The sequence below is a fragment of the Mycobacterium sp. 29Ha genome, from assembly GCF_032883055.1.
Classification (GTDB): Bacteria; Actinomycetota; Actinomycetes; order Mycobacteriales; family Mycobacteriaceae; genus Mycobacterium; species Mycobacterium gallinarum.
The window spans coordinates 23,568-35,510 of record NZ_JAMQTI010000029.1 but is presented as its reverse complement, the minus strand read 5'-3'; the positions used below and the strand labels follow the sequence as shown (position 1 = coordinate 35,510).

Here is an 11,943-nt window from a genome sequence, read left to right as displayed (position 1 = left end):
CGCCTAGGGTGGAGCGCGTGGATTCACCGCCGGACTTCCGGGTCTTCGTCGAACCTCAACAGGGCGCCACCTACAACGACCAACTGGCGGTCGCCCGCACGGCCGAAGCCGCCGGGTTCTCGGCGTTCTTCCGCTCCGACCACTTCACCGCCATGAGCGGTGACGGCCTACCGGGACCCACCGACTCCTGGGTCACGCTGGGCGGCATCGCCCGCGAAACCACTTCGATACGGCTCGGCACCTTGGTCACATCGGCCACCTTCCGCTATCCGGGCCCCCTGGCGATCGCTGTCGCACAGGTCGACGAAATGAGCGGCGGCCGTGTGGAATTGGGCATCGGCGCGGGCTGGTTCGAAGCCGAGCACAAGGCCTACGCCATCCCGTTCCCTCCGCTGGGCGAACGCTTCGACCGGCTGACCGAACAGCTGAACATCATCACGGGCCTCTGGACGACACCGGGCGGCGAGACGTTCGACTACGCAGGCGCCCACTACGTCGTCGCGGAATCTCCCGCCCTACCCAAACCGGTCCAGTCGCCGCATCCGCCGATCATCATCGGTGGCGCCGGCGCCAAGCGGACACCGGCGCTGGCTGCGCAGTTCGCCGCCGAGTTCAACATCCCGTTCGCGCCGCTCGAAACGGCGCAGACTCAGTTCGACCGGGTCGCCGCGGCGGTGGCCGACGCCGGCCGCTCAGCCGAGTCGATGACGTACTCCGCGGCCTTCGTGATCTGCGCGGGTCGAAATGAGCAGGAGATCTCCCGGCGGGCCGCCGCGATCGGTCGCGAGGTCGACGAGCTGCGCAGCAACTCTCCGCTGGTGGGGACCCCCGGCGAGATCGCCGACAAGCTCGGCGCCTACCTGCACATCGGCGTGCAGCGGGTTTACCTGCAGGTTCTGGATATGTCGGATCTCGACCACGTGGACTTCTTCGCCGCAGAGGTGATCCCGCAGCTCCGCTGAACAGGCGCTCACCTGCATGTCGCCACTACTATCAGCGCCGTGGCCCGCCGGCAGTTCGACGACGACGACGGGCAGCCCTGGCACAATCGCACCTCCACGGTCCTCGGGGCCAGCGTGCTCGCGATCGTGGTGATCGGCATATTGATCGTCGCCGCGACCGCCATGGCCCGCCAGTTCGGCGAGACCGAAGAAGCCCCTCTCGACTTCGTTACGCCGTCGTTCTCGGCAACGGCGTCGCCCTCAACGGACACCACCACTACGCAGACGATCACGAGCACGAGTCCGCCAGAGACCACCGACATCGACGGGCCTTCGACGTCTCCAACGTCATCGTCAGAGACGACGTCGAGCAGCGAGAGTTCGACCAGACGGCCGACGACCCGCAACGATGACGACGAGGACGAAGGCCCCACTACCCGCACGACACGGCGCACGCCACGCACCAACATCACGCGTACGCTCAATCCTTATCCCTGAGCGCCTACTATCGGTCCCCGTGGCGCGATACGGATCTCCTGACGACCAGAACCATCCGGACGACGACCCGACCGTTTATGCCAACTACGGCGGCGGTGGATATGACGAGCCGCCTGGCCCACCGCCCGGTGACGACGTCCCGTGGTTCCGTCGGCCGGGCGCGCTCGTCGGGTTCGGGGCGCTGGGCGCGGTGATCATCGCGTTGATCGTGTTCGGCCTGGCCAAGCTCATCACCGGTGGCGACACGCCGTCCGAGCAGACGACGTTGACTCCGCTCACCACGACCTCGCGGTCGGTCACGCCGACGACCACGTCAGCGCCCGAGACCGTGACGGAGACGTACACGCCGACGACGACCACCGAGTCCCCGACGACCACGACGACCACCACGACACCGCCGACGACGACCACCACGACGACCACGACACCGAGCGTCAGCACCAGCATCAGCACGAGCACGGAAACGAGCACGGTCACCGAAACGGTGACGCCGGACGCTCCCTAACGACCCCTGGCCGCATATTCGGCGACCAGCGCCTCGGCGCTGCGCACGGCGGCCCGGCAGGCGCGCGTCGTGAACGGATCGTTGAGCGGGTGTTCGGCGCGACGGCGCCAGCGCTGGGCGGCGGCGAACGCGGAGCGGGGCCCGTCGTAGGGGGCATCGGGTTGCAAGCCGAGTCTGCTGGCGGCATCGGTGCCGGAGCCACCGATGATGCGCCGCAGCGACGCCATCTCGTCCTCGTTCAACGTGGTTGGCCGCGAACGTAATTGGCTGAGCAGCCGCAGCTCTTCGAATGCATGGGTGTCGGCCAGCAGCGGGTCGATGTCGGCGATGATGGCGCGGCTCGCGTAGATCGGATTGTTCTCCACGAAGCGCCGCAACGACAGCAGCGCGGTGTGCGCCTTGAGCAGATCCGACCGCTGCGCGAACTGCTGGTCGATCACGTCGCGCAGGGCGATCAGCCCGCTGCGCTCGAGCAGTTCGTCGGCCAGGGCCACCGAATCGCTGACGCCAGCACGCAGCACGGCGATCGAGATCCTGATCCCGAACATGCCGAACCGGTCGAGCAGCGCGGCCCGGGTGGCGGCGTCGACCGGCAACGAACTGTCCTCGCGCACGAATCGGTCTACCGACAGCATCGCCTTGGTCAGCTCTGCCGCGTCGACCCCGGCCAGCTTCTCCAACGCGACGAACTCGCTCTGTCGCAGGGTGCGCGCGGTGAGCGCCAACAACCCCGACACCGGCACCACCGCCTGGCAGATGCCGGTCTTGTCCATCTCGCTGGTGAACCGGGCCGCCACGTCCTTGGCGGACAACATCGCGTCGATCCGGCCGGCACCGATCTCGTCGGCGCGCGACGCGACACCGATGACTCCGAGCGCCCCCGCCGATCCTCCGACCAGCTCGCCGATCTGCATGAGCAGCGCGATGTCGGCGGCGTTGAGGGTGCGCAGGAGGAACACCACGGCGTCGATGCGTGGAACGCCGTCGTCGGGGACCAGCAGTCGCAGCGTGCGTTGGGAGACGTCTCTGGACAGCGACGACGTGCCGGGCGTGTCGATGATCGTGGTGTCGATCAGTTCAGATGCGGGCCACTCGACGTCCAGGTCGACGACGTCGTCGGGATCGAGGGTGGCGAAGTCGAAGGTGAGACCACCCTCGACGGCGTCGCGGCCGATCGGCACGTTGGAGCGCCGTCCACCCCGATGGTTGGCGGTGACCTTCGGTGTCGGACCGTGCCGGAACCAGGTGACGATGCGGGTGGCCTCGGTGGCGTCGGTGGGCGCAATGTCCTCGCCCACAAGAGCATTCACCAGGGTCGACTTGCCTGCCTTGAGCGTTCCCGCCAGTGCGATGCGGATGGGCTGGTTGAGCCGGCGGCCGATGCGGTCCAGTTCGTTGTGCACGTCGGGACGCTGTGCGTAGGCGGGATCGGAGCGGTAGGCCTGGATGGTTCCGCCCAGGATCGCGCGCACTTGGTCACTCGTGCTCATCGACAGACCAGCTTAAGGCCTGTCAGCTGGGCGCCGACCGTGCCTCCGACAGCAGCTTGTCCGCGTGGTCGGTCACCTGTTTGAGGATGTTGAGCTGGCGCTCGAGTTCCTTGACGCGCGTGTTGCGTTCCTTCTCCTCGAGTGTGGCCGCGGCGATCGTCGCCTGCAGCGATTCGTTCAGCGATCGCGTCGTCTGGTTGGCGATACCGCGGTAGTGATCGCGCAGTTGGCGCTGAATACCTTTGAGCCGGTCCCGCGACTCCTTGTTCACGACGAAAGAAACGTCGTCGATGAACCGGCGCGTGCTCAGCTTCGCCTCGTTGCGCACCCGCATCATCCGGTTGTCCATGTTCTCCCGGTACGCGCTGCGGCCCATCAGCAGGCCGGCACCGAGGGACAGCGGATTGAACATGCCCAGGCCCGCCAGCGACGTCATCATGCCGAACATCAGGACACCTCCGTAGGAGCCCTGCATGCCTATCCCGACCTTGCGTGCCTTGCCGACCGGTTTGGCTTCGAGATTGGCCAGCGACTTGATCTCGCCGAGGCTCGCGCCCATCTCGCGGGCGTCGATCTGCGGCATCTTGATCGCCTCAAGGCCGGCCTCGGTGAACGTGCGGGCCACCTCTTCGGCCAACACCGTTGCACGCTGGTACGCCCAGACGAAGTTGTCCCCGACCGCGGTGGCGATCGCGTTCTCCAGCTCGGTCCCGATCTCGGCCCAGTGCTGCGTCGGGTCGCAGTTGTCGATCTCCTTTTCGATGTGCTGGCCGATGATCCGGAAGCGGCCGCGCAGATCGTGGTCGATATCGGCTGTGAGATCGGAGATTCCGTCGTTGAGCACCTGCTGCCACAGCGCTGTCTGCTGCAGCGCCTCCTGTGCCTCCTCCTTGCGCCGCTCCAGATCCTCGGTGAGCCGGGCCCGCACATCCGCGTCGTTGAGCGACGCCAGCTCGGTGCTGACCTTGAGCGTGAGATGTTCAGCAGCCGAGCGTATTTCGGCAACCACCTGATCCCGGATATGATCGTTCTGCCGCGACAGCACCTGCTCGGTGAGGAACTTCACGATGGCCGGGAAGTTCGACTCCGCGTTCAGTTCCTTGTCGTTGAGCTGGATGGCGTGACTACGCAACAGCGACGACGCCGGAATCATCGGTATCGACAGTCCTGCCCGGTCGAGATGGGCCTTGTTCGCCTCGACGATCGCGCGCCAGTGGGGATACAGGTCGGTCTTGGTGGCGATGATCGTCGAGACCGGGCAGATACCGAAAGCCTGCCGCATGAAGGTCATTTCGGGTTCGGTGAACTCCTGGCTGGTGTCACTGCACATCAACAGCGCGTCGGCGTCGGGCAACAAGCCCAACGTCGCCGACAGGTGCGGCTGACCGTGTCCACCGACCCCCGGCGTGTCCACGAATGCCAATCCGTTCTTCAACAGCGGGCCCGTCGCGGTGACCTCGACCCGCAACACCTCGCGGCCGCCGGCCTGTGGGGCGCGGCGCAGATCGGTCTTGATGTCGGCCATCGGGATGTCGATGGCTTCCGGCTCCGCGCCGTCCGGGCGTGCGACGATCAGCCTGGCCGACGTGTTCTCGCCGTAGGACACCACCGTCGGCAGCACGGTGCTCTCGTCGTCACCGACGCGCGCAACGGGAGCATTGAGCAGCGAGTTGAGCAGTAGGCTCTTGCCCTGCTTGAGCTGCCCGGCGATGACCACCCGGATCTGCGGGTCGGTGATCCGGGTCTTGGCCCTCGCCAACCGCTCGACCAGGTCGCCGCGCTCGTTGACATCAGCGATCTTGCTGGTGTGGTCGATCAGCTCGACGATGACCTTGACCTGTCTGGCCGGCTCGCCGGCCGCTACCTTGCGAGGGTCACTCGGTTGCGTCATGAGGTCCTTCTGTAGCGCGGTTGTGCACCCAACGGTAGATGCGCGAACTGGCGGGGATCGAATTTCGATCCCCGCCAGTGGCGTTGTCGTGCGGTATCAGAACAGACCGGCGTCAATCGTGTTGTCGACATCCGTCGAGGTGTCGACCGAGGTGTTGACCTGGCCCGAGCTGTCGACGGAGTTGTCCTGGCCGGAGTTGTCCACAGAGCTGTCGATCGAGCTGTCGACCGAGTTGTCCTGGCCCGAGTTGTCCACCGCGCTGAAACCACCGGCGGCCCCTCCGGACGCATCGCCGCCGACCGTGGTCTGATCTCCGCCGACGGCGGTGGTGTCGTTGTCGACGATCACGATGCCGCCGCCGGAACCACCGGCCCCGCCGGACGCGCTGCCGCCGTCGTTGCCGATGCCGATCAGGCCACCGCCACCGTCGCCGCCGGCCGCGCCACCGCCGCTGCCACCGCTCATGTCGTTGTCGTTGATGACGGGTCCTTCGTTGTCGGAGATGATGTCGCCGCCGGCGGTCTGGTCGCCACTGTCGTCGATCTCGTTGTCCTCACCGATGTTGACGTTGGAATCGTCGATGTCGCCGGTGCTGACGTTCTCGTTGTCGTCACCGACCACATTGCCGTCGCCGTCGACATGGGTCGCGTCGATATCGCCCGCGGTCCCGGTGTTGACCACACCGCCGTTGGTGGCGGTGTTGCTGGTCTTGTCACCCAAGGTGATGTCACCGAATTCCAGGTCGAAGTTGCCGACGCCCTGCTGCGAGTCCTCACCCGTCCTGTTGGACATGTTGGTTTCGGGGCTCATGAAACTGGTGTCGTTGTTCGACAGCAGGTCGGTCTGGCGCTGCGGGGCGAAGGCGATGCCGTGGGTCTGAGCAACGGCCTGCTGCAGCCCGAATACGGGGTCGCCGCCGCCGTGCAGGACTGCAGCGGGTGCGACCGTCGCGGCAACCGCTTGCACCTGAGCGGCGGTCACGTTGGACACGTTGGCCGCGGCCATGGATCGGGCCGGATCGGTGATGAATTCCTGGGCCCGGATCGGATCACGGAAGAGGTCCAGGAGCCAATCGATTACGTTCGTCATTTTTGTCGTCCTTCGGTCGTGTTGTCGGAAGCTCGTCACCGGGCTGTCCGGCGAACTGATGACCACGTTAGGGAGCTGCCGAGCCCTCTGAAACGGGGTCGAAACCCCTGCCTGCTACGAGGCACCTCGGGATGGGTCATGGACCCGCATTAGGGGATTAGGGGGTTATTAGGGGGTCGCTCTCACAATGGGCGGAAAACAAAACTGCGCGGCCGCTTGCGGCCGCGCAGTCGTGGTGGTGGGGGGTCAGAAGATTCAGAAGATTCAGAAAATGTCGTATCCCGACGGGTCGGAATCCATGTCGGCGACCTCGATGACGGTATCGCTGAGATTTCCGTCGGCCGGCAGGTCGAACACCGGCAGGTCGTCGATGATCGGCTGGTCGAATTGGAGTGACCCGTCGTCGGCACCGACCACCCCGGGGATGTTCGAATCGTGCAGCGCATCCAGTCCGGAGTCCAACACGTCGTCGGAGGAATCGACATAGTCGGTGATGGTCGTGTGCACATCGTCGACCGCCTGAACAGGCACTTGGTCGTCAAACGCGTCGAACGCCGCCGTCGCGGCGCCGCTCGCCCACACGTTGTCGGCCAAGTCGGGCAGGGCCGCGCCCAGTGACTCCGTGACAACCGGAATAAGGTTGCTGACGTCGGCAGTGGTCACGTTGGTGAGGTTGGCGTCGAAAATGGCTTGGTCTGGGTTTTCTGCGTAGCGCGCGGCGGCGTCGGGATCTCGCACCAGGGACATCACGAAGTCGAGCAGCGAGTTGGCCATGAAACACCCTCCTTCCCAATACAGATATAGATGACAGACAGATGGCACGAGCCAGATGGCTTGTCACGATGCTATCCACCGCGGACGCCGCAGAGATCGGTGCGAAACCCACCTCTACACCCGGGGCATTAGGGGGCCCGACGTTAGGGGTTTTCGCGGCATAGGGGGATGTTCCGGGTTTTGGGATGCAGAGCCGCTATCGTGATGGTCGGCCGAAACGCAGAGGAAAAGATGAGCGACTCTCTCGGGTTGTCCATTGGGATGACCAATTTGGTGGCGGCTCGCATGGGCCGTCCCCCCGTGATGCGACGTTCCGTGCTCACGTTGTTCGAGGACCGAGCAGCCGAAGTCGGCGTGCCGTCCGAGTATTCAGGGGACCCTTCGACCCGGCCGTCGGGAATGGTGCTGACGGGATTCGTCGAGCGCGTGGGCGATCCGGTGCCGTTGGTCGCGGCCGACGGCTCGGCCCACCGCGGCGAGCAGGTGCTCGTCGAAGCCCTCGACGCAATGGCACGCACCGTCGGCGGTGGTGCACCCATCGCGATCGCGGTGCCCGCACACTGGGGTGCGGCGACGGTCGGCGCATTGCGCGGCGCGTTGCGCGCCACCCCGAGCCTGGCTCCCAACGGTGTCGCGCCGGCGTTGGTCCCGGATTCGGTCGCCGCACTTTCGGCGTTGCAGTCGGCGCCGGGGCTGCCGTCCAGCGGCGTCGTGGTGCTGTGCGATTTCGGCGGCAGCGGTACCAGCGTCACGCTAGCCGACGCGGGCGCCAACTACGACACCATCGGTGAGACGGTGCGGTACGCCGACTTCTCCGGCGATCAGATCGATCAGGCGCTGCTGAACCATGTCGTCGCCGGCATCGCGGAGGCGAGCGACGCCGATCCCGCGAACACGGCGGCCGTCGGTTCGCTGGCCAAGTTACGCAACGACTGCAGGCTGGCCAAGGAGCGGTTGTCCGCCGAGACCGCCGCGGCCGTCCACGCCGATCTACCTGGCTTCGCATCCGATGTCCGCGTGACGCGCACCGAGTTGGAACAGCTCATCGCCGCACCGCTGAACGGCTTCCTCAATACCGTCGAAGAAACATTGCAGCGCAACAACATTGCCGCTGCCGATGTCTCGGCCGTGGCGACCGTCGGCGGCGGTGCGAACATCCCGCTGGTCACGCAGCAGCTCTCGACGCGGCTGCGCGCGCCCGTCGTCACAACCCCGCAATCGCAAGTGAACGCGGCCGCGGGCGCTGCGGTGCTGGCCGAAGGTGCTGACGCGGCAACCGGAATGGCCACCGCTGCGGATGCTCCCACGGGGATGGCCCCGACCGCGGGCTGGGTCGCGGGGGCAGCCGGTGCGGGCGCGGCCGCCGCGGGCGCGGCCAGCGCGGCCGGCGATGCGACGGATTCGTCGACGTTCCGCTCGCTCGCATGGTCAGAAGATGCGCCCGGCGGTGGCGAACCCGTGCCCTACACAGGTGAGGACTACACATTCGACCCGGCCACCGGCGCCGCGGCCCGCCCGCCGATGGAGTTCAGCCACGAAGAGGAGGGCTTCACCCCCGAGCCCGGGCCACTGCCCTGGTACAAGCGGCCGACCATCCTGTTCGGTGCGGCCGCGGCCGCCGTGCTGTTGGCCATCGGCGGTCTCGCGGTCACGTTGACCGGCACGTCCAGCAACACGGGTCCGGTGACCGAGACGGCGACGACCTTCGAGACCGGCCCGTCGCCCGCGGGACCACCCACCTCGCAGACCATCACCGTCACGGGATCCGACGGCCAGCCGAGCACCACCGTCGTGCCGCCTCCCTCGACGACGCCCCCCACGACCACGACGTCAGCGACGACGTCATCGACGACAACCACGACGACGACTACTACAACGACGACCACAACCACCACCCAGCCAACGACGACCCAGCCGACCACCACCCAACCGACGACCACCCAAGCGCCGACCACCACCGACGAGCCGATCATCACGACAACAGTGGTTCCTGACGTGGTGATTCCCGACGACGGCACGTGATCCATGCCCAAACCGGCGCCGGAGCACGTCAACGAAATCCCGCCGCCCGCGCGTGACGCCATCGCGGCGCTGACGGCAGCGCCGGGCGACCCGGTGAAGCTCCTGGTAGCAGGAGGCATCGGCAGCGGTAAGACGTCGATCCTCGCCGCGGTGCGAAACACCTTGCGTACGGCCGGGATTCCGTTGCTCACGCGGCCGCCGCGCAGCGGTGACGATCCCGCAGCGGCCATCGTGATCGACGACGCGCATTTGCTCGACGATGTCGAACTCGAACAGCTCGTCGACCGCGTGGCCGATCCCGCTTCGACGGTCGTCGTTGCGACGGAACCCCTCGCGCACCGGCCCGCGCTGCGTGCCTTGGCCACCGCGATCGAACGTGAGAACCCCGTTGTGACGATAGGCGCATTGAGCCCGCCTGACGTGACGCGTGCCGCAGCCGAAATCCTGTGCGCCACACCGACACCCGAGTTCATCCGGGCGCTCATGGTGTCCACGGCCGGGCTGCCGTTCCTGTTGGGGCCGGCGATCACCGCCGCGTCCTCCCGCGAGGGCGATGCGCCGACGTCGGCGATCGCGCGGGCGGCGAGCTTCGCGCTCATCGAACGGCTACGTCGACTCGACGAGCCGGTGCTGGACACGCTGCTGGTGACCTCGCTGAGTCCCGGCCTGGGCCCCGACGACGTCGCTGCGACGCTGCGCATCGGAGCCCAGGACGCCCAATTCCTTGTGGACCGCGCCCGCGCGACCGGATTGATCGAGCCGTCGCACAGTCACACCTTCCTGCGTTCCGTACACCACTGCATCGCACAGATCATCGGTACCGCGCGCCACCACGACACCGAGATCGCATTGCTCGTCTCTCAGATCGAATCGTCCACGCTGTCAGCTGATCTCGCTTTGCGGCTGGCCGAGCATGGGCTTCGCGACGATCGGCTGGCGAGTGCTTTGGCCAATCTCGCGGTCGAAAGCCATGGCCAACCCGCAAGGGCAGCAAGGCTTTATCGCGCGGCAGCCGACGCAGGGGCGACGAAGCTCAATGCGAGATTGGCGGACGCGCTCGCCCTGACGGGCGACTGTGCGACCGCGGGCCGGATAGCCGACGAGCTGCTCGGGTCCGACGACGCGGCTGAACGCGCGGCCGCGGTCCGCATCGCGGCCAGCATCGCTGCGCACGACGGCAGCTCCGCGCAGGCCGCCGACATCTTCCGCTGGCTCGGCCCCTATCCGGACGCGTTCGTCGGCTCGGCAGGCGCCATCGTGTCACTCGCGGTTGGGGATCTGCCCGCAGCCCGGGCGGCGCTCAGCGCCGAGAACGCGGGCCCGCCGACGTCGACGTCGCGCGCCGCCCGCAGCCTCGCCGAGGGCCTCCTGATGTCCCTCGATGCTCCGTACCCTTCGGCGGTCGCCCGGCTGGGCCAGTCGATCACCGCCGATCAGTCGCCGACGGGCGTCGCACCCGATACCCCCGCAGCGCTGGTGACGCTGGCCGCCCTGCATGGCGGCGACCCCGTACGGGCGCGCAGCGTGATCGGCCGTGCCGTGCGGACATCACTCGACGGAAGCCCAGAGAACACAACCTTCGCCGCCCGCAGACACCGGCTGTTGTTGGGCTGGGTGCGAATGCTCGACGGCCACCTACAGGCCGCGACGGCCGACGTCGCCGCCGTTGCCGCGGACGCCGATGCGCTGCACCGCCGCGACGCGCTGTGGGCGGCGGCGCTGCAGACGGCGATCGCGCGTCGCAGCGGCGACAGCGGCGCGGTGCAGAAGCATTGGTATGCGGCGGCCGAAGTGCTCGCCGAGTACTCGATTGACCTGTTCTCCCTGCTGCCGTTGGGCGAGCTATGGGTGGCAGCGGCCCGGCTGCGTCAGATCGACCGACTGCAGCACACCCTCGACGAGGCGTTCGCCCTGCTGGACTCGCTCGGCAACCCGCTGTTGTGGTCGGTGCCGTTGCGCTGGGCCGGTGTGCACGCGGGGATCCTCGCCAATTCACCGGAGGCGGTGGCGCCGCACGGTCAGGCGTTGACCGCCGCCGCCGCACACAGCCCCTTCGCCAAGGCGTTGGCCACCGCGGGCCGCACGTGGCTGCGCGTGCTCGCCAACCACGTGGATACCGACGAAGTCGGCACGGCGGCGCGCGGGCTGTCACAGTTCGGGCTCACCTGGGATGCCACCCGGCTGGCGGGGCAGGCCGCGTTGCACACGCCCGACGGCCGCGTTTCGGGTGCGATGCTGCAGCTGGCTCGCGACCTGAAACAGACCACCGCATTGGATGCGACGCCGAGCCTCGACGCACCCGCAGCCCTCGACAGCCACCCCGGTCCCACCCGCCCGGCCGCGACGAAACTGTCGGACCGCGAGCGCGAAGTCGCCGAGCTCCTATTGCTCGGCATGCCGTACCGCGACATCGGCACCCAGCTGTTCATCTCAGCGAAGACCGTCGAGCATCACGTCGCGCGGATCCGGCGACGGCTGGGAGCCGAATCGCGTTCGGAGATGTTGTCGATGTTGCGCGCGATGGTCGCACCACAAGGCTGATTACCTGTGATTCCTGCCACCGGTGTCAGCGGCGGCCGCAGCAGCGCCGCCGGCCACTGAGTGCGCGCCGCCGCCACCGCCGCCATCACCGCCGATAGGCCCCGAAAGGGTGCCGGCGCGAGTCCATTCGCCGGCGACACCGGCAACCCCGACAGCCATCCGATGAGTGTGGCGAACCGTAGTTAGGTCAGC

10 protein-coding genes are annotated in these 11,943 nt (G+C 67.3%); 5 read left to right on the top strand and 5 right to left on the bottom strand.

Annotated features, from left to right (window positions below):
* Positions 1-17 precede the first annotated feature (17 nt).
* From M1248_RS28145 to M1248_RS28135, 3 genes are read left to right on the top strand one after another with little or no spacing between them, the layout of a single operon-like run.
* A complete protein-coding gene (locus M1248_RS28145) occupies positions 18-962 on the top strand; it encodes an LLM class F420-dependent oxidoreductase (RefSeq protein ID WP_163734032.1) in 945 nt (314 codons plus the stop codon).
* A 39-nt stretch (positions 963-1,001) separates the two neighbouring features.
* On the top strand, positions 1,002-1,439 hold the full coding sequence (locus tag M1248_RS28140) for a hypothetical protein (protein ID WP_317150399.1): 438 nt from the start codon (positions 1,002-1,004) through the stop codon (positions 1,437-1,439).
* A gap of 19 nt (positions 1,440-1,458) precedes the next feature.
* Positions 1,459-1,944, top strand: coding sequence for a hypothetical protein (locus tag M1248_RS28135; protein ID WP_317150398.1), 486 nt, complete (start codon positions 1,459-1,461; stop codon positions 1,942-1,944).
* Here the strand turns inward: M1248_RS28135 and M1248_RS28130 are convergent.
* The 4 genes from M1248_RS28130 to M1248_RS28115 all read right to left on the bottom strand — a co-directional run bounded on the left by M1248_RS28130 (position 1,941) and on the right by M1248_RS28115 (position 7,188).
* Positions 1,941-3,434, bottom strand: coding sequence for a dynamin-like GTPase family protein (locus tag M1248_RS28130; protein ID WP_317150397.1), 1,494 nt, complete (start codon positions 3,432-3,434; stop codon positions 1,941-1,943). The genes M1248_RS28135 and M1248_RS28130 overlap by 4 nt on opposite strands.
* A gap of 22 nt (positions 3,435-3,456) precedes the next feature.
* Positions 3,457-5,325 (bottom strand): dynamin-like GTPase family protein, encoded by a 1,869-nt coding sequence (locus M1248_RS28125; protein WP_317150396.1) that lies wholly within the window; start codon positions 5,323-5,325, stop codon positions 3,457-3,459.
* A gap of 96 nt (positions 5,326-5,421) precedes the next feature.
* Positions 5,422-6,414: an IniB N-terminal domain-containing protein gene (locus M1248_RS28120; RefSeq protein ID WP_163734017.1), complete on the bottom strand. Its 993-nt coding sequence runs from the start codon at positions 6,412-6,414 to the stop codon at positions 5,422-5,424.
* Positions 6,415-6,678: 264 nt separating this feature from the next.
* Positions 6,679-7,188, bottom strand: coding sequence for an Rv0340 family IniB-related protein (locus M1248_RS28115; protein ID WP_317150395.1), 510 nt, complete (start codon positions 7,186-7,188; stop codon positions 6,679-6,681).
* Positions 7,189-7,419: 231 nt separating this feature from the next.
* Here M1248_RS28115 and M1248_RS28110 point away from each other — a divergent pair, with 231 nt between their 5' ends.
* Positions 7,420-9,210, top strand: coding sequence for an Hsp70 family protein (locus M1248_RS28110; protein WP_163734012.1), 1,791 nt, complete (start codon positions 7,420-7,422; stop codon positions 9,208-9,210).
* A 3-nt stretch (positions 9,211-9,213) separates the two neighbouring features.
* Positions 9,214-11,751 (top strand): isoniazid response ATPase/transcriptional regulator IniR, encoded by a 2,538-nt coding sequence (gene iniR / locus M1248_RS28105; protein WP_163734009.1) that lies wholly within the window; start codon positions 9,214-9,216, stop codon positions 11,749-11,751.
* Here iniR and M1248_RS28100 read toward each other — a convergent pair whose 3' ends face one another.
* Positions 11,752-11,910, bottom strand: coding sequence for a hypothetical protein (locus M1248_RS28100; protein ID WP_163734006.1), 159 nt, complete (start codon positions 11,908-11,910; stop codon positions 11,752-11,754).
* Between the last annotated feature and the right edge of the window lie 33 nt (positions 11,911-11,943).